We start from the raw sequence: 26,404 nt of genomic DNA on the forward strand, positions 1-26,404 counted from the left end.
CGCTCCGGCGCGGTGGACTTCAGCGCTTCGGCACGGCAGCGGCTCCACTGAATCGGGTGCCGGCGGCATGGCTGCGGCTCACGCGCCTTCCTGCAACGGCGCGCTTATCCCGGAAAAAACGCATTTTAACCGATCCCCATGACCTTCTGACCCGCAACTGGGCGAATGTCCCGTATTTGAAAGTCCCGCCGCCAAGGCTGCGGCGGCGCCGGACTGGAATTATGCGCGCGCCGAATTATAGCGCCGTGAATGCGGCCGAATGCCCGTTTCGTGTGCAAAAGACGCTAAAATGACGCTCCTCGCAAGACCTCACAACCGCACAAGCACCTGTTGGAGAATCGTATGTCAATGGCCGACCGCGACGGCAAGATCTGGATGGATGGCAAGCTCATCGACTGGCGCGACGCCAAGATCCACGTCCTTACCCACACGCTGCATTACGGCATGGGCGTCTTCGAAGGCGTGCGCGCCTACAAGACGGTCGACGGCGGCACGGCCATTTTCCGGCTGCAGGAGCACACCAGGCGGCTTCTGAATTCGGCCAAGATTTTCCAGATGGACGTTCCCTACGACCACGAAACGCTGGCCGCCGCGCAGTGCGAAGTGGTCCGCGAGAACAAGCTGGAATCGTGTTATCTGCGCCCGATCATCTGGGTCGGTTCGGAAAAGCTGGGTGTCTCGGCCAAGGGCAACACCATCCACACGGCCATCGCCGCGTGGCCGTGGGGCGCCTACCTCGGTGAAGACGGCATTGCCAAGGGCATCCGCGTGAAGACGTCGTCGTTCACGCGCCATCACGTGAACGTTTCCATGGTCCGCGCCAAGGCGTCGGGCTGGTACGTCAACTCGATCCTCGCCAACCAGGAGGCCATTACCGACGGCTACGACGAAGCGCTGCTGCTCGACGTCGACGGTTATGTGTCGGAAGGTTCGGGCGAAAACTTCTTCCTCGTGAACAACGGCAAGCTGTACACGCCGGACCTGGCCTCGTGCCTCGACGGCATTACGCGCGACACCATCATCACGCTGGCGCGCGACGCAGGTATCGAAGTCATCGAGAAGCGCATCACCCGCGACGAGGTCTACACCTGCGACGAAGCGTTCTTCACCGGCACGGCCGCCGAAGTCACGCCTATCCGCGAACTCGACAACCGCACGATCGGCTCGGGCGCGCGTGGCCCGATCACGGAAAAGCTGCAGTCGGGCTTCTTCGATATCGTGAACGGCAAGAGCGAGAAGTACGCGCACTGGCTCACGAAAATCTGACGCGCGCTGTCCGACGCGCGCCGCCCGCACCCTGCATACAACGAGAAAGTCCATGAGCGAAATCAAGGAAATGCCGCTGGTCGAACTGTCGGCGAAAGACCTGCCGGCTTACTGCCCGAATCCGGCCATGCCGCGCTGGAGCGCCCATCCGCGCGTCTTTATCGATGTGACGCATGGCGAAGCCAAATGCCCGTACTGCAGCACGCGTTACAAGCTGCGCGACGGCGAAGTGGTCAAGGGTCATTGAACCCACGCCGCTCTACGCACGCAGAATGCTGAACGACGAGTGCGGGGCGGCGCGGCCGAACCCGCGCCGCTTCCCTTTCTTACCTACCCGAACGCCACGCGCCTCGCGCGCGCGGCGCTTCGCTTCGACACCGGATATTCCCTCTGATGCGTCGCGCGTTGGTTATCGCACCGAATTGGATCGGTGACGCATTGATGGCGCAGCCGCTGTTTGCGCGCCTCGTTAAACTGCATCCGCGCATGGTGATCGACGCGGTCGCGCCTTCCTGGGTTGCGCCCGTCCTCGAGCGCATGCCGGAAATCCGCGACGTCTATGCCACCGACCTCGCGCACGGCAAGCTGCAGATGTTGCGCCGCTGGCAACTGTCGAGCGACTTGCGCGACGTCGGCTACGACGCGGCCTACGTGCTGCCGAACTCGCTCAAATCCGCGCTGATTCCGTGGATGGCGGGGATTCCGCTGCGCATCGGCTATACCGGCGAGAGCCGTTACGGGCTGCTCAACGTGCGTCACGCGAATCCGCGTAAAGACGAGCGGCCGCCGATGGTCGGCCACTACGCCGCGCTCGCCTACGCGCCCGGCGCCCGCGTTCCGGACGACCTGCCGATGCCCCGGCTCGACGCCGATCTGAACGAAGCGTCCCGCGTGTCGTCGCGCTTCAATCTGGATACGCGCGTGCCGCTACTGGTGTTCTGCCCGGGCGCCGAATACGGGCCGGCCAAGCGTTGGCCACCCGAGCATTTCGCGGCGCTCGCGCAAATGGTCGGCCAGTCGTTCCCGTACACGCAGATCGTTGCGCTCGGTTCGCCGAAAGACGCGCCGCTCGCCCAGGCCATCGCCGAGAAAGCGCCGAACGTGCGCAATCTGTGCGGACAGACTGCGTTGAACGAAGCGTGCGCGCTGATTGCGCGGGCCAACGCGGTGATCACCAACGACTCCGGCCTGATGCACGTGGCCGCCGCACTGCGCCGCCCGCTCGTGGCCGTGTACGGTTCGACCGATCCGCGCCACACGCCGCCCTTGTCCGAGCTTGCGAAGGTACAATGGCTCCATCTCGAATGTAGCCCCTGTTTCCAGCGCGAGTGTCCGCTCGGCCATCTGAACTGTCTGAAGCAGTTGAGCGCCGAGCAGGTTTTCGGCGATTTGCGCGGCATGCTGGTCGCGCAACGCTAAAGCCTCCGGGCGCTGGCGCTTTCTCGAGTAGCACTGCACGCAACACCGCACGCCCCGAGCGCGTCGCGTCGTGCTCGCGCCTCACGGCGCGGGCATCCTCGCGCAACGGGACGTTTGTCCGGTGCTCCGGACTGTCCCGCTGACCGCTGCCCCGCAACCGCGCGCTGCGCACAAGAGACTGACGAGCCATGCCACGTTTTGCCCATATCTTCGAAGCCGCCGCCGATACCCTGAACGCCTACTATCAGGCCATCGCCGAGGTCAATATCGACAGCTTGATGGGCCTGTGGATCGACGAGGAGTTCGTGAGTTGCATTTGCGCCGATGGTTCGCATCTGCACGGCCTCGATAACATTCGCGCCGGCTTGCAGATGCAGCTCGAAGCCGCGCCGGTGTCGATCGAACCACTCGATATCCGCGTGTACGACAGTCTCGGCACCGTCGTCTACGCGATTGCCGAGGCGCATCGTCCGGCCGATCCGAAGGCGACGCCGGCCATGGTTTTCACCACTTACGTGATGGTCCACGAACGCGGCGAATGGCGTATCGCCCACATTCACGCAAGCCCGATGCCGAACGACACGGCCAGCCAGTTCGCCACCAAGATGCGACACGGCCAGGGGTCGTTGCACTGACGTGCTCCGTCGTTGGTTCGTGGGTTGTTCGTGGGTTGTTCGTGGGTTGTTCGTGGGTTGTTCGTGGGTTGTTCGTGGGTCGGGCTTCCCTGACCCACACTGTTTTTCCCGTTTTTTTCCCCAGCGATTTTTTTGCTCCGACGCCTGTATGAGCACGACGCAAGATAAATCCGCCGCTTCAAGCGCCTCCAGCACCTCCCCGACTTCCGCCGTCGCCCGTAGCGCGGTCGCGGCCGTCGATGCCGCCGTCGATCTCCTCTATCGCGCGCCCTTGTGGCTGCCGAACCGGCACGCGCAAACCATCGTCCCGTCGCTGTTCGCGCGCCGCCCCACGGTCTCGTTCACGCGCGAACGCTGGGATACGCCGGACGGCGACTTCATCGATCTCGACTGGGTGGTGCACGAGGCCCCGGCGGCGTCGGCGAACTCTATCGCCCCGCCGCCCGATGCACCGCTGTTCGTGCTGTTCCACGGCCTCGAAGGCAGTTCGGCGTCGCACTATGCTGCAGCGTTGATGCACGCGGCGCGCGAATTGGGGTGGCACGGCGTCGTGCCGCATTTCCGCAGTTGCAGCGGCACGCTGAATCGTCTGCCGCGCTTTTATCATCTCGCCGATAGCGACGAGGTCGATTGGGTGCTGCGACGTCTGCGCGCCGTGCATCGCGGACCGATTGTCGCCGCGGGCGTATCGCTCGGCGGCAATGTGCTGTTGCGCTGGCTTGGCGAGCGGCGCGAAGAGGCCGCGAAGGTGATTTCGGCTGCCGCTGCGATCTCCACGCCGATCGACGTGCATGCCGGCGGCCGCGCATTGTCGCAGGGCTTCGGCATGGTCTATACGCGCAGCTTTTTGAAGACGCTGAAACTCAAAGCCGAGCAGAAGCTGGTGCAATTCCCCGGCCTGTTCGATCGCGATGCGATGCTCGCGAGCCGTACCATGTACGAGTTCGACAACGTGGTGACCGCGCCGCTGCACGGCTTTCGCAATACCGACGAGTACTGGCGCACGGCCACCACGCGGCCGCTGCTGCCGCATATCGACGTGCCGACGCTGGTGCTGAACGCGCGCAACGACCCGTTCCTGCCGGCCGAGGCGCTGCCGTCGCGCGAGGACGTATCGGCGGCCGTCGAACTCGATCAACCCAAACACGGCGGACACGCCGGGTTTATGACCGGGCCGTTCCCGGGCCGCATCGACTGGCTGTCGCGGCGCGTGTTCGGCTATCTGGAGCGGCACATCGATCATGGATGACATCGTCAAACAGGCGCTCGCCAAGTGGCCGAACGTCCCGAGTTGCACCGGCTGGCTGCTGCTCGACCGGCGCGGTAACTGGCGCATGCGCGATGAAGCGGCGCAGGCGAACGGCTCGGCCGGCGAGCCGATCCGGCATGAAGCGCTGCTAGGGTTCATCAATCGCAATTACGCGGTGGATGACAGCGGGCAGTGGTTTTTTCAGAACGGCCCGCAGCGGGTTTATGTGGAGTTGGGATATACGCCCTGGGTGGTGAGGCTTTCGCTCGATGAAGCCGCTGCGCTTGTGTTGAACGATCACGCGGGCTCGGCATTCGAGCCTGTGGCGGTGTTCGTCGACGATCAAGGCGGGATTCTGTTCACCGACGATTCGACGCCACCGCGCGTGGCCGTGCTGCACGATCATGACCTGGAAGTGTTCGCCGATCACGCCGCGCTTGGTGACGATTCGTTGAGCGGCACGTTTCGCTGGAACGGCGCCGCGGATTTGCCGCTACAGAAGGTGCCGCGCGATGAGGTTGCGGCGCGGTTCGGTTTTGTGGCGAGTCCCGCGGCGCTTGCTGCTTCGGCTTCTTCTGGCGGGAAGGCTTAGGTGGTTGGAGCCAGGCCCGCTGCTATCATTGGCGCCCTTTGAAGGAGCCCGATCATGCCTGAACTCACTCATTTCGATGCAGCCGGACAGGCGCATATGGTGGACGTCGGCGGCAAGCTGGAGACCAGACGGATCGCCATTGCGCGCGGCTCGATCCGCATGCTGCCGGAAACGTTCGCGTTGATCCGCGATGGGAATGCCAGGAAGGGCGATGTTATCGGCATCGCTCGAATTGCCGCTATTCAAGGGGCGAAGCGGACCGCCGATCTGATTCCGCTATGTCATCCGCTCGCGCTTACGCGCGTCAAGGTGGAGTTCGAGCTTGATGAGACGCTGCCGGGTGTGCACTGCGTGGTGCAGGTCGAGACGCTCGGGCGCACCGGCGTGGAAATGGAAGCGCTGACCGCCGTGCAGGTCGGGCTGCTGACGGTGTACGACATGTGCAAAGCGGTGGATCGAGGGATGACGATTACCGATGTGAAGGTGCTGGAAAAGCACGGGGGGAAGTCGGGGGATTGGGTGGCGGGGGGTTAAGACTTTGTTTCAATAGTCTTTTTTTCACCGGCGCTCAGGACATTGTCCGCCAAACCTTGGTGATCGTTGCCAACTCGGCTGGCTTACACAAGGACGCTTAAATCGATCTTGCTCCAATCCTGCTCCACTAGAGGACAGGATTGGCCGCAATTCAGCGTAGAAAAGACAGATGGCAAGTACGAATCCGCCGTCGAGGATTTCTCGTCGAAGTCAAAACCTTCAACACCCGCCAAGACGCTGAACAGTGGGCGCGATCCGTCGAAACCGACATGGATCGGGGAAGCTTCCTGAGTCGCAGTGAGGCTGAGGCAAATACGCTCGAACACTTGATCGAGCGTTACATCACAGATGTGATGCCAACACTGAGAAGCGGGTCGGACGAAATATCACGGCTTCGGGCCACTTGCCGCACCCGACTTGCGAAACTCAGCATGGCCGCGTTGACCCCGAAGGCTGTCGCGGCCTATCGCGACGAACGGCTCAAACAAGTGAAGCCAGCAACGGTGATTCGAGAACTGGCCTATCTATAGGCGATCATCAACCATGCGCGTCGAGAGTGGGACATCAACATCACGAACCCCGTCGCGTTGATTCGTAAGCCACCATCGCCTCAAGGTCGTGATCGGGTGTTGTCTGCCGACGAAGAAGCACGGCTTCTTGCAGAACTTGCCCCTGCTGGTCGCATAAACGTTTGGCTGCTTCCCGCAACCATCCTGAGTCTGGAAACGGGCATGCGGCATGGTGAACCCATCGAAATGCGGTGGGTGAATGCCAGCTTTGGAGACCGGACCGCTCATCTACCAATGACCAAGAACGGGATGGCACGGACTGTCCCACTGTCCAAGAAAGCGGTTGCTACCTTGGCTGCTCTTCCACGCTCCGTTGACGGAAGGGTCATCCCGGTCAAGGGCAACCCGCTGCACGCGGCGTTCAGGAAGGCATGCAAACGTGCTGGCATCAAGGACCTTCACTGGCACGACCTGCGACATACAGCAATTACACGCGTAGCCCAGAAGCTGCAAAATGCCATCGAACTGGCCGCTGTCTCGGGCATCGCAGCTTGATGATGTTAAAGCGGTACTACCACCCGTCAGCTACCGAGTTGGCACGGAACCTTGGCTGAAACAACCAGCCCCAATTCGGGAGACTGTCGATTCGCTCTATTTCGACGGATCGATGGTCCCTTCCTTGCCGGTATAGGGGTTCACGTTCCCTTTCGACGACCAGTTGTCGTACTTCGTGCCGTTCGGGTTGGTTTGGTTATGCCCGGCAACGTAGGTGCCATTGCTACGCGTATATCCGCTGACGTAGTGTTCACCGCTGCTGCTTGAGTGATAGCTACTGTGTCCGCCGCCGAGACCGCCACCCCGCGCAAATGCAACGGTTGAAATCAGGCACAAGCAGACGGCAATCAATTTGATTTTCATGGTGGTCCCCGGATGGTCTATAGAGTTGTTGCCGACTTTCTTTCATTATCTTGCCGACACCTTGCGATTCTATAACTGTCTGTCCGCTTTATTCACCTATCGGAAACACTATGGACGCGCCGCCTTGGGTTTCTCGGGCGAGAATTCACGCGGAATCGCTTGATTCACTGCCGTCGTTTGGCTTCCCCGGCGCTGGCAGCGAAGTGGTTTCAAAGGCCATAGCATGCCGCAACATCCGGCAAACTCCGTCTAATCCGGGAAATAAGGTGGCCGCTGTTACTCCCATGAACGCGAGATCACCCAGCGCTTCGGACGCAAATGCTGCTGGAACCTCTGCGGCCATGAGATACCGTACATTCTGATGTCTTTCAATGTTGCAGATGAACTGCTCAATGTTTCCGACGTTGGAAACGAGGAAGCGTCCTTGTTGGGCGTACAGGCGGGGATTGTCTCTCGCTGAAACAGACAGGAACGACATGTACGGTTCAAGGAATGGAATGGTCACGATTGGCGGTGAAAACCGCTCAACAAATTCGCGGGTCAACGCATAGACACGCACGCGGTTGTCTCTCGACCGCAACGACCGATTTTCTAATGCATCGGCGAAACCGAAAAATGCCGCGATGTACGGCGACCCTGTCCAGTCGAGCAGCGGCGTCGGCAAACCATGATGCTGCGCCAAGCCGAGTAACACCGAGTAGTCAACCGAGTCCCCAAGGTTGATGCGGCGGTTGGTTACAGCTTCCACATGCGAGTGAAAGATTGGCAACGTCTCGGCACAATACCTGTTCAACCGCGTTCTACCCGACCGGTACAGACTTGTTTCTAATCTGAACTGGTGCGATCCATGCCCGCGAAACGCGACACCACCTTGTGCCCGTACCTCGCCCGCCCACTGCTTGAACTCATCCCACGAACCGCACTGACGGATGTCGGCAATCCCGCCGCTCGATGGAAGCGGCTTCAACGAAATCTTTCCACCGGGTCCGTCTGCATCTAGCCAAGTACCCCTTAGTCCTGTACGGGTCGCTTTTAGACTTGCCCGAGTCGAAAGCAGCAGTCGTCGGGTGTGTTCATCGACTCGCGGCTCCATCACCTGACCGCGTTCATCATGCGAGAAAAGCCTAATGGCCTGATATTCGGAAACGTCGCCTTGTTGCGAGATACGGAGACCTAGCGCCGCCGCTGTCGGCTGACCGGCGACGCCCCACCAATGAAGCATGATTTCGTCTGGCCGGTCCTCGTCAAAGCACATCATCACGCTTGCTTTACCGGGCCGCGTCTCCATCGTTCCGAATAGCTGCTTTTTCATTTACATAGGTGGCGATGTTTGGGATTGTGAATGCGCAACAGCAATCGTTGGCATCCGGCTCACCGTTCAGCTTTATGCGGGTAAATAGGTCCGCTTCAATGGCACCAAACGCTTCGTCTCAGCGTCCGTTGCTTCGTAGTGGTCAACCAATGCACGGACAACGTGATCGGACGTCCAAAGCGTCAACGGCACGGAGGCGCGGTCCGCTTCGTAATACGCCTCCTTGCTGAAGCCGCCTGTACTAACGTACAAGCCACGATCATCGGGATGGCGACCGCCGAGAAAGCTCCGAATTTGGCTAGTCCCCATTTGACCTCTTCGATGCTTCACCTCGACGATGATCCTTGGATGCTCAAACCCAAACCCATCGGGAGACGCGATGATGTCCTTGCCGCGATCACTACCAGCGGGCGAAACCTGCGTCTTGTATCCCATCGCACGAAGGATTCCGGCAATGAGTTCTTGCATGTCAGCCCAGTCCAACTTGCTAACAATGTCTTTGATCTGTTCGAACGCGAGTGTCTCCATCCCTGACAATGGATCGGCCTCGACTTGGTCTTCCTGCAACTCTGGGGTTGGCTGCACGGGCTTGCCGGTGGCCTCGCCGAGCAGTTCCTGCGTTGCAAAGTCCGCTACCACGAAAACTGTAAGTGTCGAGCCGAGACTTGACTTGGTGGCGTCAGTCAGACTATCGCGTTCGACTTCCTTCTCTTTCCATGCGACCGGCCGCGCAAGTGCCATCTCCGCATCGACCAAGTCGGCCCGATATTCATATTCGCCCGTCACCCTGCCAATCAAGTAAGTCCGGTTCGCTGGCGAGTATGTGACGACCCAATCATCCACCTTGACTTCGTTCATGAAGCGCCATACCTGCGACGCTCCCGATATAACGGTCTTTTCCTTGGTCGCCGGTTCGATGGAACGGTATAGATCGATCAGCGCTTTTCGCGTCATGCCAACCTTGGCGAGAGGAGCAAGTTGTGTCCAACCAATTGCCGCGATCCCTCTTTCTCGAAATTCCTCGTACAGCCTTCCGCCCTCAGCCCGAATCATCCACATTTTGTTCATAAATCCCCGCATGTCCCCTATTGGTCTGTCGCGACGCCAATGTTATACGCTTACCGCTCGATATTCGAATGGCAGTCCAACTGTTTCGCGAAGATGAGCGAGATAGTCAGCGTCTTCGTTTGAAAGTGGGTTCCGGCCAACGGCAACGAGCGTTACCTTCCGGCCTTTGCCGGCTATCTGAAAGTAGGAGTATTCCAATAGTTGGCCTATTGCAAGACGCAGAACAGTCCGTGGTGCAAGGTCAGATTTGATTTCGTACAGCCTGAGTTCGCTGCTCGTTTCCACCAATACATCAATGAAATTCTCTTCACAGACGACACGGGCGCCAGGAAATTCGCCTTGAAGTTCCTTAAGAAGGATAGCCTGCATACGAGCATGCTCCGGGCTTACTTGAACCGGTCCGACAGCGCGGCGGGTGTAATCGGCAACGCTCGGAAAATCGGAAGCGCCTCTGCGCCTGTCGTTGCGCACCAACTTCTCGCGCAAGCGATCAACGCCGCTTAAGGTATAGCGATTCAGCTTAAGCACTGGGTCCGCACCAGAGGCGAAGGTGTCGCGTGGGAAGCGATATACGTTCCCAAGGCGAAAGCGGACGTTCAGAATATGATTCGCCCACCTTGCGTTACCAAGCGCTTCAACGGCGCCGCCTATGGCATGAATTTCTTCCTCCATAGTCCTTAGCCATCCGTTCCTCTTGAAGACACTAACCGCCTCTTCTGCTTGGGTATCATCAAGGCACTCAGCGTCTTCAATTTCTGCCACGTATCGCCTTCGCTTATCCGGCTGCAATGAGAATAGGACGATGTCGAACGGCTTGCGCTCCCTAACAAGCTTCGTGCGACTATTTCCGACCCCTTGTATAAAAGCATATCGCCAGCCATCGATCTGCCACTCGTCACGAAATAGCCAATCTTCGTGGCCGAAGCGATTGACATTGTTGTAGGAGCCTTCCATTTCCTGCTGGGCCGCGTCGCCTGTGGGGTGATGCCAATCGGCGCTGTTGTATGCGATACGGGTTATTGTTTTCACTTTCGTGTCGATGTGGTCAGCTAACTGGAAAATCGCCCCGAGAATCATACGACAACAGGATTCTCAGCGCATCCCAGCTAATAGCGCAAGCAGCGGTTCGACAATCTCGTACCCTCGCAATCCCTCCAACCATCGGACCGGAATCCCGTCAATCCCTTGGGCCGCGACGGCATGAACTGGATTCTCGACCGCATTGCATTGCTGTTAGCCGCAATCGCCTGTGCGCTTGGTGCTTGGGCGTTCTACCGTTACGCAGGAGAATGGTCCGGTGCGGTCATCCTGACGGTGGTGATCATTGGCCTCTTCGCCGAGAACCATCGTCTCCGCAAGCAACTGGCGGAACACGGCATCGAATCTTGCCCGCGTCGGCGTCGGAACACGTAACGATGCTTAACTTGGTTAAGTTTGCATCGACATGCGCCGCGCTCTATTCGGCGTGGTTGTGGTATCTATCAAGCAAGGTTGAGATCGTCCCGACTTGGGCGAAGCATGGCGGCATTGAGCCACCGGCCGCAGGATCGGCGTCCGATACCGGCTGGATCGTCGGAATTCTTGAAGCAAGCGCCGACGCGGCGAAGCAGAACAAACGAGCGGCACTGTGGACTGCGGCGTCAATCGTTCCTAGCGTAGCTGCAACGTGGATTTCATGATGCGGTTGCGATACGTCACACGACCGGGCAGCAGTTAGCATCGATACCCGCAGTAAGTGACGAATCGGCCGTCCTTTGCTCTCCGCCAACATCGATTTCAGCAAGTGAGTGCCCCAGCGCAGGGCGCACTGATGACAAACGTTACCAACAGTTCCAGCGACAAACCACGACCGGTTGAACGTAGACTGGCTGAACATAAACTGGTCGGCTTGCTTCCGCCGCTGCCGCATCCGCTGCTACTGCTGCCGCCCCTGCAAGAAGGCCGGAAGCTATAGCGTTCGCCGTCTGTGCACGCTGGGCGGAATCGGCTTGAGCAGCGCTTGCGGTCGTGTAATACATATTCATTTCGGCGTTGCACTTATCGCCCCAACTCGTCGGATTAGCTTTCCTGCATTCCAAGAAGGTTTTCCGGTCTTCCTGTGCTTCTCGTTGCGCTTCGGTTGTGCAGCCCGCAAGCACCGCTGCCGCGAGAATTACGGCAATTAACTTTCTCATACCCGACCCCGGGTTGCTCTTTTAATGAGTCTCATAGGGACGGCCAGTCGCCGCCACAGCATACTAACGACACAAATGCCGACTCCGCGCACCGGGGAATACCCTGTTAGCGGATCAGGCCACAAGGCACCGACGGGAATTGCAGATAAAAAATAGGCCGTCCCAAGATGGACAGACTGTCAAGCATACACAGGTAGATCAACGGCTTCCCGGACGCATGAAACACTTACATTCGCTGCTAAAAGCACACTTTAGATCGGCGGAATCCGTCTGGTTCGATCCTCTGCCTGTGAGACACGGTAATCCGTTACCAGCCACATGCCATTGTCAGTCGGCGCTTCTGGAAAGTTTGCTGGCGGCAGTTGAGAAAGGTCTAACAGCAACCGCGAAGACGCTGATATGACTGACGAGGAGTCGGTAAGTCTGCGAAGGTTGAACCGCTTACTTCGGTCGCCTTGCTCATCCCACACGACCCAGAAACCAAATGGGAAAAACTTGAAAACGTGTCCGTATATCACCGCCCCATTCCCGCCAAAGAACCCCATCGCCGAATGCTTCATGACGACCCGTCGTCGATGCGGATAGAACCAGTAGTAGACGCAAACCTCATCCGGCAAAGTTGCCGAAGGATCAAGCACATATGCCCTCAACGCGTCGTCTAGTGGGATAACACGATCCTTCTCCGTAACATCCGGGACCGCATTCGCCGCCAAGAGATGTCCAAGCATCGAGCGAAGGAAGCGGTTCGGCTGATAGTCGAATAGCTGCGTTCGCGGCAAGGTAAGCCGACTAGCCGATGCCACTCGGAAATACGCCTCGACGCCGCGAACGGCGTCGCTCAACGCCGGATCGTACTCAGTTCCAAGCAGCGTGTTGTTGCATCGTCCACATATCGTTCGGAAATGCGATCCACCTTGAGACAGAACAGGCCGACCCGGCTTCTCCGAATTGTTCCCATAGACGTGACTGATTACCGAGTCATTGATATTCCCGCAACCCTTGGGCGGAACGTGATCCTTTGTTAGCGGACCATGTGTCCGGCAGATCGCGCAGTACCCGACGTTCGGCCCACGGTTCGTCAACCTTTCATTTATATTTTTTGAATAGTCCGCCATGTCGGATCGCCAGTGAAGTTCAGGTTCTCAGACCTACAATCGCTGCGCCACTGAGCATGGCTTCGGGCAACGGGGCGACCCTGAGTCGTCGTTCGCTGCCGTCGATCCATACGCGGCACGCAATATCTCTGCTGTCTGCGTCTTGCGGATGGATGCGAACATGAAGGATCGCCGGTCCGGGCATCCGACAGGTGTTGCCGCGCCAACCGGTACTGACAGAGCCGACCAAGCCGATATCTTCGTCGTCTGGATTCGGAGCTTCCCGAGAAAACTAGTAAGCAACAAACACCGCTTTCTTCTTCTTCGGCGGAAGGTCGAATTTCTCGACGAAGCGAGGACCAATTGACCCGTCGTACAACGGGGCGTCCATAACATAAGCTGCGCAGTCCTTCAGATGCACGTCCGACCGGTTCTGCACGATGGCGGCCACACTGTAACCGCGCATTTTATTGTTGAACGTGAAGTCTGGCGGCCTTACATCGTCCGCGACCGTGAGGATAAGCGGCTGCATTCGACTGCGCGTTTTGGCAACCCGACCACCGCATATACCGCTACGCCAATGACGAAACCGCCAACCGCCGCGACGACGTTGCTGGTGACTTGATCCGTAGCCATCTGTACACCGAACTTGACAAGAACAAAGCCGCCAAACCATCCGCCGAACAACGTGAGCCAACCGAATGTCTGCGAGAACGCGTCGCGAAACGTGTACCAAAGCCACCGGCGCAAGAACAATTGCCTTCGCTTCTTTTCCATACAGCTTTCCTCGACACCGTCAAAGAATAGTCGATGCATCCGCTGCGGCCACTGGTCGAGTTGCCGCAAACGCACAGCTATCTGCTGTAACGCTTTAGCCATTCTGCCGTCTTCGGCGCTAACCAACGGTCGTGATCCACGATGCGCTGGATCTGGTCGAGCAAGTCACTCAACCGCACGATTGCATACGCAGCATAATCCCAGCCAAGTGGCCCGACCTTCACTTGGTTCGCGTCTCGCTCGTCGTGGGACATAAGGAAAAGGGCGTCGGCCCCATGAATCCGCTTAGCCGCCCAGTGGGCCAGAAGATTGCGAAACTGCCGGCGAATCTCCAAGTCCTGAAGACGCGCAAGAGTGTCAGGAATATTCTCAGTGGCCGGGTTCATTTTCTCCACCGCTGCCGTAGTCAAGAGCACTAAGTCAGCGGGAAGAATTCGCTTTTTCGGTGGAATTAAACCAGCGAGGATGAGCACCGATAATGCTCGGCGCAAATTGAATTCGACGACATTGAATGTCTGTATAAACTTAGCAATCAGCGCTAGATCGTTGGCTTGCAACTCCTCCAAACGACTCATCGGATTATCGCCCAATGACGCTTCGATGGATTTAAGCGTCTCGTTTTCATAAGGCGGTGGCAATGTCATTTGGAATTATCGGTTAGCAAATCTTTAACACCGCCATGGACGGTACGCGGGTGTTTCTCCCAAATATAGGGAAGGAGTGTAACGTCCATCTGTCGGCGAAGCGTCGATTAACAATCAGAGTGGATTGCGGTTTACTTGATGCCGTAATAGCTGCCAAGTGCATCAGCCAGTAGCTTCCCACCAGCCGCTATCCCGACTCTCCATGCGCCGCCGATTGCCTTTTGGGACATTTTCCCCATCCAAGCTTTCACCTTCGGACCGAACTGCTTCGTCTCGGCTACGGCATTCGGATCGTCATCACCAACGGCGGCTTCCAATTCCGCTATCTCGGCTTCGCTGACGCCAGTCGCCTTAAACGCTTTCGTCAACGCGGTAAGATCGCCCTTACTCACTGTGTTTGTGATCGTGGTCGTGTTCTCGTTCCCGAATACGAACGTTGCGTTGTCGCCGAAAACCGCAGATGTGAACATCCCCGGAGCGTCGATACCCTTCGCTGCTTCCTTCATCTTGTCGTCCGTCACGTCACCAAGCTCCCCTTGCAGATTTAGCGCGAAATCCAGTAACCGCGACCGAACTTCGATCAGCACATGCAAAATCTGCGTGGGCTCAAACTGGACCCACGCCCGCTCTATATGAAAACTTGGTTCAATCCCACCCTTGGCGAGAAGCGCATAGAACTCTGGCTGGATGGGTCTCATCAGGGAATCCGTTCCCTTCGACAGTTGCTCCAACACCTGAACTGATTGACGTATTTTCTCGATACGGAATTTCTCCCGCATTTTTTTATCAAGATGCGCCGTTGGCAACTGTGTCGCTGGGTGCCGCCAAGCAATGTTAGAAACGTCACCGTGAAGACGTATTGGGATGACTCGATAGTCCGGTACCGACCGATCCTTCGGGTAGCCATTGAGTTCGTCATTCACCCAACCAGCCAGCTCCTTGTGGCCGATCCGATGCATCAGCACTTTCGTTTTAAGAAGCGCATCCGTCAATGAACCACCTTTGTCGCTCAGAAGGTTGACGATCTCTTCGAGTAATCGCATTTACCGCCCTGCCGTAACAAGATAGGAAATATTACCGGAAAGATACGAAGAAAGAGAGCATTGCCGCCTTAATTTGTGGCAGTGGTTCCGTGACACACCGGTAATGAGATCGGAGCAATCTTGGTGCAGCATGTCACTCGATGCATGTTCATGCGTGGCTGCATCGCGTAAATCTATTGGCTGGCGTTAGGACCGCGCATTGGACTGTTCCAATTGTTCTCCAACGCCGCTCCACTTAACCAATTGGATGGGTCAAGATCGAATGGATATCGCAGGATAAGTCATTGTTTTATAAGACCGACACACAGGACGCCGAACGGCATCCAGAATGTGCAAAGCGGTGGATCGAGGGATGACGATTACCGATGTGAAGGTGCTGGAAAAGCACGGGGGGAAGTCGGGGGATTGGGTGGCGGGGGGTGATATCGGTTGATGACCCAAATCTGATGTTGTTCTGACGCATCCTCAGATCGGAGCCGCGAACTAATTCAAGATGTGACCGCCTCTTGACACTGTGTTTATACCCAGTGGTACTCTCAGCACCTGATCAAGGAGAAGCCATGTCATACATGAATACATCTCCGGGTGCATGGCAATCGTCCGACGCTCCCGAACGCGTTGCGCAGTCCTTCCTCTCTCAATACTGGGATCAGCAGTTGCCCGTCGATCCTGTCGCCATCGCCAAAGCCGCAGGGGTTCGTGTGTACACAAACCCCGAGATGGATCGCTACGCCGGCTGGTTTTATGAAGATGAGCAGACTGGAAAGCCAACCATCGAATTCAACAGTAACGATCCATTAATGCGCCAGCGTTTCACCGTTGCCCACGAGTTGGCGCACTACGCATTGCGGCACGGCGCGCGTCCACGTGACTCGGTGCAAGCGTTCTCTCTTGCAAACTATGATCCGGTCGAGGCAGAGGCGAACAAGTTTGCTACGGAATTATTAATGCCGTCTGCCGTCGTGAATGGCTTGATCCGTATTCGCAATGTCACTGATCCGGAGGTGCTGGCCAGCATGTTCAATACTTCGGCTGTCGCTATGAAGTACCGCCTGAAGAAATTGGGATGGGTCTAACGCACTCTAATCGCAGCGCTAAACAGGAAGTCTCAACTCTTCCTACCGAGCCGCACGTCAACCGTAACGAATTATCGAACGGACTCACCGCCGACATACCAGGATTGCTGCAGGAGGACATTAAAGACCGGAGACGCGTTCGAGCCTTCCAGACTGTTGCGTTTTATGGTGCTTGTACGCTGATCTTTTTCGTCTTCTGTGCCATGTTCCACTGGGTAAATCTGGTGGGTACGCATATATGGGAGGTCGATGTCACCACGAACTACCGAGCCTCTCTATTTGTCGTCCCAACCGTCGTGTTGGCTACTTTGGGTGCGTTACTCACGCTTGCTTTGCTTAAGTTTGCTTTCAGGTCGAATGACAAAAAAGACGATGAGCCCTATCCAGTTTCGCTGATGCAAGCGCTTGGCAGCCAGGCGCTCGAAGTTCTCAACAGTTACCTGAGCAAGAAGCGGGATTAGCTCAATCTACATTGGCATTGATTCGCCCCATTGAGCGGCTCTGCCTTCAGGCCCACCTCAATCCTCATCACTATCGTCATCGTCATTGACGTCTTTTGGCGGCGTCCCGTAACGCTTCACCAACTCCGCCTTGAACCCCGCCAGCGTCTTCTGCTCGTCGCAAAGCTGATACAGATAGCCCAACTGCGACGGCCAGTCCTTGAGTTCCTCGGCAAAAATCTTCAGTCGTGCAACCGTATCGAACGCGCCTGCCGTGTCGCCGTTCAATGCCTGCAACACCGCATATCGACGCAGCACGGTCTCGCCCGGCAGCAGCGCTAACGCCTGTTTATGCATCGCGAGCTTGTGCTGCAGATCCATCGAATTCATCGGCAACAGCGTCGCCATTCCATACTCGCCCCACGCCTGAAACAGAAACGAGGGATCGGCCCGATACTGCTCGGCCGGACGCGAACCGTAATACAGCACCTCGGCACGCGCGTAATCGCGATACACGGGATACAGCGCGGCCAGACCGCCGAACACCACCACCGCGAACGCGCCAAACGATACCCGCCCCGGAATGACACGCAGCGGTCGCGTTTCCAGCAAGCCGAATACGAACATTGCCGGCAGCAGGAAGAACATGTACTGCTGCGGATATTCGACGAGCGCATGCATGGTCAGCACGCCGATCAACGCAATGCCGAACACGCGCGCAGCCGTATGCGGAGCGCGCACCACACGCACGAGCCACGCAGCGAGCCCGAGCAACACGATGGCCACGCCGACCACGCCGGTCTTCGCCAGCAGATCGATGAAAATGTCGTGCGAGTTATTGGCGATCTCCACGCCACCCAGCGCCTTCACGAATTCGAACTGATAGCTCGGAAATTCGCCCCAGCCGACACCCAGCAGCGGATGCGTCTTGAACATCGTCCAGCCGTATTTCCACAGTGCGAGACGTGGAGCAATCTGCCCCGCGTCCTGAAAGCGCTCGGCTGCCGATTGCCCGAGCTCGAGGTGATACCGCACGTTGGCCCAGCGGATCAGCGCATTGACGACGAAGAACAGCACCGCCAGCACGATGGGCACGAGCCACTCGCGATGACTGCGCCGCAGTTGCACCTGCTGACGGGTTTGCGCGAACGCCATCCAGAACCCGGCGACCACGATCACGCCCATCTGCAGCCAGGGTCCGCGCGAGACGGTCAGCGCGAGTCCGACCGCGAAGATGGTCGACACCAGGAACCAGATGCTGAGCGCGATGCGGCGCGTCTGCACGAGATACAACGCTCCGGCCATCGCGAACGCAATGTAGGTGGCCAGGTGGTTGGCCTGCGCCATGTTGCCGAACGGCCGGCGCTCGGTGGTCACGTTATAGGCGACCACGAACGGCGACACGCGCACCTCGAGGTGAAACAGCTGGATCACCTGGCAGAACACCGCGAACAGCCCCCCGACGATCAACGCACCCGCCGCCCAGCGCAGCGCCGCTTCATCGAGCTTCATGCGTTTGAAGCCGAAGCCGGCGTGCGTGGCCATCCATGCCGCGAGCAGGTAACCGCCGCCGAGCCAGTTCATCGACGGTTGCGTCACCGGCAACACCACCGACTGCGCCACCAGCAACAAGCCGAACAGCAGAGGCACCAGCGCGACCGTCGGCGTGGCGAACGATGCGCGCGGACGCGCACTCGCGACCAGCAGCACGACGCCCGCGCCCATCAGCAGATACAGCGTGAGCGCGGTGAACTCGGCATAAAACGTCGGAATCGGATACGTATGGTTGACGACCGCATAAGGCAGCACCAACGCAAGAGCCAACAGGATAAAAGACAGATAACGCGCGAAAGGGGTGGGCATCGAGGAACCGGTGGGCGTCAGCAACCGGCGCACTATACAAAAAAATCCTCCCGCTGTGCGCCGGCCAGCTAGAAATAACCCGGAAACGGCCCTCTACGTGCAGGCACCGTGCAGCCACTGCTGCGACATTTCCGCTCTACCCGCTCGCTCCGGTCATCTTGTCCGATGGCTCATGCACGACATTCCGGCGGCGCCAGGTTCGACGCCAACGTCGGCGAATCGGCGGGTGCCGGGCCGGCGCCCGGTGCAGGCAAGGAAGACACCGCTTTGCCACCTGCAAAGCACTCCCACGTGATGGCGCCCGCCTGCACCGAGCCCTTGCCTAACGCAACGCGCGCGGTTGGCGCTTCGGCGTTGTCCGGCACCGACGGCACGAGCGTCAACGTGTTCGCGCCGACCTGCGCGACGCGGCTCGTGAAGGCGACCGTAATCTGTCCGGTGTCGTCGTCGACGCGGATGGATTCGACATTGCGGGTAGCCGGCGGCGACGCATAGCCGCCACTGAACGCGTTGCCGCTGGCGGCGTTCTCGGCCACCGCCAGCCGCGCGGACGCCGCCAGCGACAAACCTTCACCCACGCGACTGCGGGCCAGATAGTCCTGATAAGCGGGGATCGCGTAGGCCGCAATGACGCCGACAATCGCCAGCACGATCATCAGTTCGATCAGCGTGAAGCCGGTGCGCAGGCGTCGGCAGACACGCGCGAGGCGCGCCGGCCAGCGCGCACGGGCCAACATCGAACGCTCGGCGCGTGCGGATTGGGAATAAGGGGAATACGGCAAGGTAACGATCATCGGCTGACTCCTGAAACGAAGAACGCCTGCCCCACGAAGCGGGGACAGGCGTTGCAATCGTAGCCAGAGCCGGGCATTCCACACAGTCAGCCGAATGGCTAACGTTGCGTCGAGTCCCTCTCATACCTCGGCGCTCGCGGCGTTGCGGCGCTTGAGCAGATAACCGAGGATCACGACGAACAACGCGCCCGCGATGCTCATGCCGTACTCGGCAGCCGGTGTATCCAGGATCGGCCAGCGGTCGCCAGCCGGGTCGTTGATGATGAGTCCGCCCGCGATCCAGCCGAGCAAGGCTGCGCCGAGCGTGATGACGATGGGAAAGCGATCGAGCAGCTTGAGCACCAACTGACTACCCCAGACGATCAACGGAATGCTAACCACGAGCCCGAAAATCACCAAGGCGAGCCGATGTTCGGGATCGGCCGCCTCGGCCGCGCCGGCGATGGCGATGACGTTGTCGAGGCTCATGACCGCGTCTGCGACGATGATGGTCTTAATGGCCGCGAGCAGCTTGTCGGATGGTTTGACGTTTTCGTGCGCGTCGTGCGCCGGCGCCATGAGCCGCACGCCGATCCACAACAGCAACAGGCCACCCGCGAATTTGAGCAACGGGATATCGAGCAGCACGACCGCGAACGCGATTAACGCGACCCGCAGCACGATGGCGCCGGCGGTGCCCCACAGAACGCCTTTGGTGCGCTGCGCCGGCGGCAGATTGCGGCAGGCCAACGCGATCACCACGGCATTGTCGCCGCCCAGCAAAACGTCGATCACGATGATCTGGATGACCGCCCCCCAATGGAGCGTGGCGAAGAATTCGAGCATGACCGGACGACCAGAAAGAAACCGAAAAAACGCGGCCAATAAAAAAGCGGAGGAGTGTGAACTCCCCCGCTCTATATGGCACGCTCACGAAAGGACTTCGTAAGCGTATCAAAACCGCGCCACGATTGCGCGCGAATTTCGTCTTACAGCATGGCCTTCAGAAGACGCGCCATTTCCGACGGGTTCTTCGTGACGGTGATGCCGCAGGCTTCCATGATTTCCAGCTTGGCTTCGGCCGTATCCGCACCGCCCGAGATCAGCGCGCCAGCGTGGCCCATGCGCTTGCCCGGAGGCGCCGTGACACCGGCGATGAAACCGACGACCGGCTTCTTCATGTTGTCCTTGATCCATTCAGCGGCGTTCGCTTCGTCTGGACCGCCGATTTCGCCGATCATGATGACGGCGTCCGTATCCGGATCGTCGTTGAACATCTTCATCACGTCGATGTGCTTCAGACCGTTGATCGGGTCGCCGCCGATACCGACTGCCGACGACTGGCCGAGGCCGATTGCCGTCAATTGGCCGACTGCTTCATACGTCAGCGTGCCCGAACGCGACACGACGCCGATGCGGCCCTTGCGGTGGATGTGACCCGGCATGATGCCGATCTTCAGCTCGTCCGGCGTGATCGTGCCCGGGCAGTTCGGTCCGAGCAGCAGCGTCTTGCGGTTTTCCGCGCGCATACGGGCCTTGAGTTCGATCATGTCACGGACGGGAATGCCTTCCGTGATACAGATCGCCAGGTCCAGGTCGGCTTCGACCGCTTCCCAGATTGCCGCAGCAGCGCCTGCCGGCGGCACGTAAATCACCGACACGGTCGCGCCCGTTTCCGACTTGGCTTCGGCGACGCTTGCGTAGATAGGAATGCCTTCGAAATCTTCGCCGGCGCGCTTCGGATTCACGCCTGCCACGAATGCTTCGCGGCCGTTGGCGTATTCACGGCACGTACGCGTATGGAACTGACCGGTCTTGCCGGTAATGCCCTGCGTGATGACCTTGGTGTCTTTGTTAATCAGAATCGACATGTATTGACCTCTGTTCGTTTGGCGCCGCGCCGTGACGCCGCGAGGCGGGATGTTCTCCGCCCGCGCCGCTTACGCGCCGCCATTCGTAATCCTGGTTGATCCTGCGCTGGAGCTGGCTTACGCCTTGCCCGACGCGGCCGCGACGACCTTCTGGGCCGCTTCTTCCATGCTGTCCGCCGAAATGATCGGCAGGCCGGATTCAGCCATCATCTTCTTGCCCAGGTCTTCGTTCGTGCCCTTCATGCGGACCACGAGCGGCACCTTCAACGACACGGCCTTCGACGCCGCGATCACGCCTTCGGCGATCACGTCGCAACGCATGATGCCGCCGAAAATATTGACCAGAATCGCCGTCAGGTTCGGATTCTTCAGCATGATCTTGAACGCTTCCGTGACCTTCTCGGTCGTGGCGCCACCGCCCACGTCGAGGAAGTTCGCCGGTTCGCCGCCGAACAGCTTGATGGTGTCCATCGTCGCCATCGCGAGGCCTGCGCCGTTCACGAGGCAGCCGATGTTGCCGTCGAGCGAGATGTACGCGAGGTCGAACTTCGACGCTTCGACTTCAGCCGGATCTTCTTCGTCCAGATCGCGATACGCAACGATTTCCGGGTGACGGAACAGTGCGTTCGAATCGAAGTTGAACTTGGCGTCCAGCGCGATGACCTTGCCGTCGCCGGTCAGGATCAGCGGGTTGATTTCGGCGAGCGATGCGTCGGTTTCCCAGAAAGCCTTGTACAGACCTTGCAGGATCGAACGGGCTTGCGGCAGCGAAGCGGCGGGAACGCCGATCTTCGTGGCCAGCTCGTCGGCTTCGGCGTCTTTCAGGCCGGTTGCCGGATCGACAGCGATCTTGTGGATCAGCTCGGGCGTCTTTTCCGCGACTTCTTCGACGTCCATGCCGCCTTCGCTCGATGCCATCACGACGATCTTCTGCGTCACGCGATCGATCACGAGGCCGACATACAGTTCCTTCTTGATGTCAGCGCCTTCTTCGATCAGCAGGCGATTCACCTTCTGGCCTTCCGGACCGGTCTGGTGCGTGACGAGCTGCATGCCGAGGATCTGTTCCGAATACTCACGGACCTGATCCAGCGACTTGGCGACCTTCACGCCGCCGCCCTTGCCACGGCCACCCGCATGGATCTGAGCCTTCACGACCCATACCGGGCCGCCGAGCTCTTCCGCGGCTTTGACCGCATCATCCACCGAGAAGACCGGCTTGCCGCGCGGTACCGCGACGCCGAATTTCCGCAGGATTTCCTTACCCTGGTACTCGTGAATCTTCATGCGTGATTCCCTTCAGTCTGAGAGTTGGATTGAACTTCGTTTCCGCTGCCGTCGTTCATGCCCGACGCCGCGCCGCTCGACCTGGCGCCTTCTGCTCTAACGCGATCGGATCGATAAGGGGCGTGGTTATACCAGCGCGGATAGAACTGTTGCACCGCCTCGCCGTCGAAACGCAGCGCGTGGCAGCGTCCCAGCTGGAATGGCGGTTTGTCGTTGGAATGCCCGTCTCCGGAGCCTTGGCTCTCGCCCGGCGAGCCGTCACCGGTGTTCCAGACGTCGCCGGCGAACGCCTGAATCGCGGCGGTCGGCAAGACCGCACACAACTCCGTGAGATGCGTGCAGCCGGCCGTACCGCCGAGCAAACGGGCGGAATCGCGACGGAAGTTCTGGAGCAGATTGAGCCCGATGAGGGCGCGATAGGCGGGATTACTGGCTTGACACAAGCCTGGATAGGGCACCCAGTCGGACGACGCGTGCGCGTCGACGACATTGAGCTGGCGATCGATGGTGATGCGAAGCCACAGTTCATGGATCGGCTGCCCCTCGGGGCGGACGCCCGTCGCAAGCACGACATCGCGCGGTTTTTCGTCCGTCAAGCACGCTTCCACGTCCCACAGGCCATCGGCTCGCTCATAGGCTTCCGCTCGGATTGCGCGACGATGGCGCAACTGACGGGAAACGGGCGGAGGGAGCGGCATGCGGAAAGGAAAGGCCGGTTTGGAAAACCTGCGAATTTTAGCATACTGCCTATTTGGGACAGGCCGGAATGCGCAGGGCCGCGCGCCGCGCGGCTGAGCGGGGATCGGGCTATCTCAAAGCGGGGTTTTTTGATTGCGATTCGGGGGGGGAGCGACGGTGCTACCTGATGGACTGCATGCCTGACTGACTGACAGGCCCGGCGCCATGTGCCTCGTTATTCCTCGTCGAGCCCTTTGAGGATCTTGCCGATGGTGGCGCCGGAGAATCCGCGCGAAGCCAGAAAGCGAGCCTGTTTGGCCCGCTCGGCCGGAGATTCCGGAAGACCGCGAAATTTCTTGCTCCAGACCGCCTGAGCCCGGGCAAGCTCGGTTTCGCGCAACTGGGCGCTCGCCTCTTCGACCAGTTCCGGGTCGACTCCATGCTGCTTCAATTCGCCGACGATCCTGCCCGCGCCGAGGCGCGACGAGCGCCGATGGAGCAGACTCTCCGCGAAACGCGAATTGGACAGCCAGTTTTCGGCTTCAAGCGAGTCGAGCAGTGAGTCCAGAGAATCGGTCTCTTCGACGAATGGCTTGAGCTTGCGAGCCAGTTCGGACCGGCTGTATTCGCGACGCGACAGATAGCCGAGCGCGCGTCCTTTCAAAGTGCGAACGGGGCGGTTCGATTTCTTTGCGTCGTCGTCTTGTGCGGGCTTTGCCTCGCCGGGTGTGCGGCGGGAGCGACTGTAGACGGCTTCGGTGAATTCGGCAGGCTCGGCAGACCCAGCGGTGTCGGGAAAGTCCGAATCGCCTGACCGCCCGTCTGCGGAATTGCTGGAGTTCGCGCCTTTGGATCGCGCGCCTTTGAACTGACCGCGCTGCGAGCCGAGACTCGCAGCGCGGTCGTGTGCGTCGAACGATTCGAACGGGTCGAACGAATCGTCGCCGCTGTTGCTGCTACCTTCGTCAGTGCTGCGCGAGCCTTCCGTTTGACGACTGGCACGACGTCCGCTTTGGGGCGACGACCAGCCCGACCGGCTCTTACGTAGCACTTGACGGTTACTCTTCTTCGTCCGCGACTTCAGCGCCGGCGCCAGCGCCCGTCACTGCGTCGGCCATGGCGTTCACGCCTAGCGATTCGCGAATACGGTTTTCGATTTCACGGGCGATCTCCGGATTTTCACGCAGGAATTCGCGCGCGTTGTCCTTACCCTGACCAATCCGTTCGCCGCTATAGCTGTACCACGCACCGGCCTTGTCGACGATCTTGGCTTGCACGCCCAGGTCGATGATTTCGCCCTGACGCGAAATACCCTCGCCGTACAGGATGTCGAAGATGGCCTCGCGGAACGGCGGTGAAACCTTGTTCTTGACGACCTTCACGCGTGTTTCGTTGCCGATCACTTCGTCGTTCTTCTTGATCGAGCCGATACGGCGAATATCCAGACGCACCGACGCGTAGAACTTCAACGCGTTACCACCCGTGGTAGTTTCCGGATTGCCGAACATCACGCCGATCTTCATGCGGATCTGGTTGATGAAGATGACGAGGCAGTTCGTGCGCTTGATGGTGCCGGTGAGCTTGCGCAGCGCCTGCGACATAAGACGCGCTTGCAGACCCGGCAGCGAATCGCCCATTTCGCCTTCGATTTCGGCCTTTGGCACGAGCGCCGCGACCGAGTCGATCACGATCATGTCGATAGAGCCCGAGCGCACCAGCGCGTCGGCAATTTCCAGTGCCTGTTCGCCCGTGTCCGGCTGCGACACCAGAAGGTCGTTGACATTGACGCCCAGCTTGCTGGCGTACTGGATGTCCAGCGCATGTTCCGCGTCGATAAACGCCGCGGTGCCGCCGATTTTTTGCATCTCCGCGATGACTTGCAGCGTCAGCGTGGTTTTACCGGACGATTCCGGACCATAAATTTCGACCACACGGCCACGCGGCAAACCGCCGACGCCCAGCGCGATGTCGAGACCGAGCGATCCGGTTGAGACCACCTGAATGTCTTCGATTACCTCACCTGCGCCGAGCCGCATGACCGACCCTTTGCCGAACTGCTTTTCGATCTGCGCGAGTGCGGCAGCAAGTGCCTTGCTCTTTTCAGCAGTCAGTCCAGCCGAGCCTTTCTTGCTTTCTTCCATGAATCGTCCTTTGCTATGATGAACGGCGTCTGAGGCAATGTGCAGCCCGCGAGTTTGAAATTCGGCAAGGACAGCACAGGAACTCGGACACTGTATAAAAAAACAGTAGTTTTGGCAAGCGCGATTCTCATGCGAACACGCATTTTTACCGTCGCGCCCGCTATTTAAATAAACTACCCAGAATTATTTCGGAGACCGCTGCGCGCCGGGGACACCCGCGGCGCCGGCACCGCCAGGTTGGCGCACCATGCGAATTCTGATTGCCGAAGACGACAGCATACTCGCGGACGGTCTGGTTCGATCACTCCGCCAATCGGCCTATGCGGTGGATCACGTGAAGAGCGGCGTGGAAGCCGATACCGCGTTGTCAATGCAGACGTTCGACCTATTGATCCTCGATCTGGGTCTGCCGCGTATGTCGGGACTCGAGGTGCTGCGACGCCTGCGCGCGCGCAATTCGAACCTGCCCGTTCTCATCCTGACGGCCGCCGACAGCGTCGACGAACGCGTCAAGGGCCTCGATCTCGGCGCCGACGACTACATGGCCAAACCCTTCGCGCTGAACGAACTGGAAGCGCGGGTGCGCGCGCTGACCCGGCGCGGTGCGGGCGGCGGCCCGACCGTGGTGCGCCACGGCTCGCTGTCGTTCGACCAGGTCGGCCGGATCGCCTATATCAACGAGCAGGTGATCGACCTGTCGGCGCGTGAACTCGGCCTGCTCGAAGTGCTGCTGCAGCGCATCGGCCGGCTGGTGTCGAAGGAACAACTGGTCGACCATCTGTGCGAATGGGGCGAAGAAGTCAGCAATAACGCCATCGAAGTGTACGTACACCGTCTGCGTAAAAAGATCGAACCGAGCGGCGTGCGCATTCTGACGGTGCGCGGTCTCGGCTATTGCCTCGAAAAGGCCGTGTCGGCGCCCGGCTCGAGCGCAAGCACGACCACCGACAACAGCACCGCCGAGCAGGCTGCAGCCACTGTCAACCCGCCGGACCCTCTACCGTCCGGCGCGATGCCGGCCAGCCATCACTACAAATAAGC

General features: G+C 59.3%; 31 protein-coding genes. 13 read left to right on the forward strand and 18 right to left on the reverse strand.

Translation table 11 applies throughout. The annotated features are described in order from the left end of the window. Window positions 1-342: 342 nt before the first annotated feature. The 9 genes from FQ746_RS23475 to FQ746_RS35300 all read left to right on the forward strand — a co-directional run bounded on the left by FQ746_RS23475 (window position 343) and on the right by FQ746_RS35300 (window position 6,759). Entirely contained in the window at window positions 343-1,266 is a 924-nt protein-coding gene (locus FQ746_RS23475; RefSeq protein WP_144112016.1) for a branched-chain amino acid transaminase, read from the forward strand. 52 nt (window positions 1,267-1,318) lie between these two features. After that, the gene (locus FQ746_RS23480; protein WP_007180502.1) at window positions 1,319-1,513 is read left to right on the forward strand and encodes a zinc-finger domain-containing protein; all 195 of its coding nucleotides are present in this window, start codon (window positions 1,319-1,321) and stop codon (window positions 1,511-1,513) included. 146 nt (window positions 1,514-1,659) lie between these two features. Then, window positions 1,660-2,685, forward strand: a complete 1,026-nt coding sequence (gene waaF, locus FQ746_RS23485; RefSeq protein WP_144112017.1) for a lipopolysaccharide heptosyltransferase II — start codon at window positions 1,660-1,662, stop codon at window positions 2,683-2,685. Window positions 2,686-2,873: 188 nt separating this feature from the next. After that, complete coding sequence (locus FQ746_RS23490) at window positions 2,874-3,320, forward strand: nuclear transport factor 2 family protein (protein WP_144112018.1); 447 nt, start codon at window positions 2,874-2,876, stop codon at window positions 3,318-3,320. Window positions 3,321-3,468: 148 nt separating this feature from the next. Beyond that, the gene (locus FQ746_RS23495; RefSeq protein ID WP_144112019.1) at window positions 3,469-4,569 is read left to right on the forward strand and encodes a YheT family hydrolase; all 1,101 of its coding nucleotides are present in this window, start codon (window positions 3,469-3,471) and stop codon (window positions 4,567-4,569) included. Then, complete coding sequence (locus tag FQ746_RS23500) at window positions 4,562-5,161, forward strand: DUF2946 family protein (RefSeq protein WP_144112020.1); 600 nt, start codon at window positions 4,562-4,564, stop codon at window positions 5,159-5,161. The genes FQ746_RS23495 and FQ746_RS23500 overlap by 8 nt, the downstream gene beginning before the upstream one ends. A gap of 54 nt (window positions 5,162-5,215) precedes the next feature. After that, entirely contained in the window at window positions 5,216-5,695 is a 480-nt protein-coding gene (gene moaC, locus FQ746_RS23505) for a cyclic pyranopterin monophosphate synthase MoaC (protein WP_144112021.1), read from the forward strand. A 140-nt stretch (window positions 5,696-5,835) separates the two neighbouring features. Further along, window positions 5,836-6,225 (forward strand): hypothetical protein, encoded by a 390-nt coding sequence (locus tag FQ746_RS35295; protein ID WP_260854140.1) that lies wholly within the window; start codon window positions 5,836-5,838, stop codon window positions 6,223-6,225. Window positions 6,226-6,321: 96 nt separating this feature from the next. Beyond that, a complete protein-coding gene (locus FQ746_RS35300; RefSeq protein WP_260854141.1) occupies window positions 6,322-6,759 on the forward strand; it encodes a site-specific integrase in 438 nt (145 codons plus the stop codon). Window positions 6,760-6,855: 96 nt separating this feature from the next. On the opposite strand, the gene FQ746_RS23515 is transcribed toward FQ746_RS35300, so the two are convergent. The 4 genes from FQ746_RS23515 to FQ746_RS23530 form a co-directional block, all read right to left on the reverse strand. Continuing rightward, window positions 6,856-7,122, reverse strand: a complete 267-nt coding sequence (locus FQ746_RS23515; RefSeq protein ID WP_144112022.1) for a hypothetical protein — start codon at window positions 7,120-7,122, stop codon at window positions 6,856-6,858. A 145-nt stretch (window positions 7,123-7,267) separates the two neighbouring features. Next, on the reverse strand, window positions 7,268-8,434 hold the full coding sequence (locus FQ746_RS23520; RefSeq protein WP_144112023.1) for an FRG domain-containing protein: 1,167 nt from the start codon (window positions 8,432-8,434) through the stop codon (window positions 7,268-7,270). A gap of 72 nt (window positions 8,435-8,506) precedes the next feature. After that, entirely contained in the window at window positions 8,507-9,502 is a 996-nt protein-coding gene (locus tag FQ746_RS23525; protein WP_144112024.1) for a restriction endonuclease, read from the reverse strand. A gap of 42 nt (window positions 9,503-9,544) precedes the next feature. Next, complete coding sequence (locus FQ746_RS23530; protein WP_144112025.1) at window positions 9,545-10,579, reverse strand: hypothetical protein; 1,035 nt, start codon at window positions 10,577-10,579, stop codon at window positions 9,545-9,547. A gap of 123 nt (window positions 10,580-10,702) precedes the next feature. On the opposite strand from FQ746_RS23530, the gene FQ746_RS23535 reads away from it, so the two are divergent. Then, entirely contained in the window at window positions 10,703-10,915 is a 213-nt protein-coding gene (locus FQ746_RS23535) for a hypothetical protein (RefSeq protein ID WP_144112026.1), read from the forward strand. Window positions 10,916-11,322: 407 nt separating this feature from the next. Here FQ746_RS23535 and FQ746_RS35625 read toward each other — a convergent pair whose 3' ends face one another. From FQ746_RS35625 to FQ746_RS23560, 6 genes are all read right to left on the reverse strand, one after another. Then, a complete protein-coding gene (locus tag FQ746_RS35625; protein WP_186310819.1) occupies window positions 11,323-11,676 on the reverse strand; it encodes a lipoprotein in 354 nt (117 codons plus the stop codon). A 251-nt stretch (window positions 11,677-11,927) separates the two neighbouring features. After that, window positions 11,928-12,518 carry a hypothetical protein gene (locus FQ746_RS23540; RefSeq protein WP_144112027.1) on the reverse strand — a complete coding sequence of 197 codons (591 nt, stop codon included), beginning with the start codon at window positions 12,516-12,518 and terminating at the stop codon, window positions 11,928-11,930. A 544-nt stretch (window positions 12,519-13,062) separates the two neighbouring features. Next, the gene (locus FQ746_RS23545) at window positions 13,063-13,302 is read right to left on the reverse strand and encodes a hypothetical protein (protein WP_144112028.1); all 240 of its coding nucleotides are present in this window, start codon (window positions 13,300-13,302) and stop codon (window positions 13,063-13,065) included. Continuing rightward, window positions 13,266-13,649 carry a hypothetical protein gene (locus FQ746_RS23550; protein WP_144112029.1) on the reverse strand — a complete coding sequence of 128 codons (384 nt, stop codon included), beginning with the start codon at window positions 13,647-13,649 and terminating at the stop codon, window positions 13,266-13,268. Before FQ746_RS23550 ends, FQ746_RS23545 begins: the two co-directional genes overlap by 37 nt. Next, on the reverse strand, window positions 13,625-14,191 hold the full coding sequence (locus tag FQ746_RS23555) for a hypothetical protein (RefSeq protein ID WP_144112030.1): 567 nt from the start codon (window positions 14,189-14,191) through the stop codon (window positions 13,625-13,627). The genes FQ746_RS23550 and FQ746_RS23555 overlap by 25 nt, the downstream gene beginning before the upstream one ends. Before the next feature lie 131 nt (window positions 14,192-14,322). Next, window positions 14,323-15,234, reverse strand: a complete 912-nt coding sequence (locus tag FQ746_RS23560) for a hypothetical protein (protein WP_144112031.1) — start codon at window positions 15,232-15,234, stop codon at window positions 14,323-14,325. 560 nt (window positions 15,235-15,794) lie between these two features. Between FQ746_RS23560 and FQ746_RS23570 the strand changes: the two genes are divergently transcribed. Beyond that, window positions 15,795-16,310, forward strand: coding sequence for an ImmA/IrrE family metallo-endopeptidase (locus tag FQ746_RS23570; protein ID WP_144112032.1), 516 nt, complete (start codon window positions 15,795-15,797; stop codon window positions 16,308-16,310). Further along, window positions 16,301-16,771: a hypothetical protein gene (locus tag FQ746_RS23575; RefSeq protein WP_144112033.1), complete on the forward strand. Its 471-nt coding sequence runs from the start codon at window positions 16,301-16,303 to the stop codon at window positions 16,769-16,771. The genes FQ746_RS23570 and FQ746_RS23575 overlap by 10 nt, the downstream gene beginning before the upstream one ends. A 57-nt stretch (window positions 16,772-16,828) precedes the next feature. Here the strand turns inward: FQ746_RS23575 and FQ746_RS23580 are convergent, their stop codons facing one another. The 8 genes from FQ746_RS23580 to recA all read right to left on the reverse strand — a co-directional run bounded on the left by FQ746_RS23580 (window position 16,829) and on the right by recA (window position 25,363). Then, complete coding sequence (locus FQ746_RS23580; RefSeq protein ID WP_144112034.1) at window positions 16,829-18,613, reverse strand: PglL family O-oligosaccharyltransferase; 1,785 nt, start codon at window positions 18,611-18,613, stop codon at window positions 16,829-16,831. A 170-nt stretch (window positions 18,614-18,783) separates the two neighbouring features. After that, entirely contained in the window at window positions 18,784-19,350 is a 567-nt protein-coding gene (locus tag FQ746_RS23585) for a pilin (protein WP_260854150.1), read from the reverse strand. Window positions 19,351-19,527: 177 nt separating this feature from the next. Then, entirely contained in the window at window positions 19,528-20,232 is a 705-nt protein-coding gene (locus FQ746_RS23590) for a TerC family protein (RefSeq protein WP_144112036.1), read from the reverse strand. Between the two features lie 143 nt (window positions 20,233-20,375). Further along, window positions 20,376-21,257 (reverse strand): succinate--CoA ligase subunit alpha, encoded by an 882-nt coding sequence (gene sucD / locus FQ746_RS23595; protein ID WP_144112037.1) that lies wholly within the window; start codon window positions 21,255-21,257, stop codon window positions 20,376-20,378. Window positions 21,258-21,374: 117 nt separating this feature from the next. Continuing rightward, complete coding sequence (gene sucC / locus FQ746_RS23600) at window positions 21,375-22,544, reverse strand: ADP-forming succinate--CoA ligase subunit beta (protein ID WP_144112038.1); 1,170 nt, start codon at window positions 22,542-22,544, stop codon at window positions 21,375-21,377. Continuing rightward, window positions 22,541-23,242, reverse strand: a complete 702-nt coding sequence (locus FQ746_RS23605; RefSeq protein ID WP_144112039.1) for a DUF2889 domain-containing protein — start codon at window positions 23,240-23,242, stop codon at window positions 22,541-22,543. The genes sucC and FQ746_RS23605 overlap by 4 nt, the downstream gene beginning before the upstream one ends. Before the next feature lie 215 nt (window positions 23,243-23,457). Beyond that, a complete protein-coding gene (gene recX / locus FQ746_RS23610) occupies window positions 23,458-24,273 on the reverse strand; it encodes a recombination regulator RecX (protein ID WP_144112040.1) in 816 nt (271 codons plus the stop codon). A 7-nt stretch (window positions 24,274-24,280) separates the two neighbouring features. Beyond that, window positions 24,281-25,363, reverse strand: coding sequence for a recombinase RecA (recA, locus tag FQ746_RS23615; RefSeq protein ID WP_144112041.1), 1,083 nt, complete (start codon window positions 25,361-25,363; stop codon window positions 24,281-24,283). A 247-nt stretch (window positions 25,364-25,610) separates the two neighbouring features. Between recA and FQ746_RS23620 the strand changes: the two genes are divergently transcribed. Beyond that, on the forward strand, window positions 25,611-26,402 hold the full coding sequence (locus FQ746_RS23620; protein ID WP_144112042.1) for a response regulator transcription factor: 792 nt from the start codon (window positions 25,611-25,613) through the stop codon (window positions 26,400-26,402). The last annotated feature ends 2 nt before the right edge of the window (window positions 26,403-26,404 follow it).

The organism is Paraburkholderia sp. BCC1886 (assembly GCF_900996245.1).
GTDB lineage: Bacteria > Pseudomonadota > Gammaproteobacteria > Burkholderiales > Burkholderiaceae > Paraburkholderia.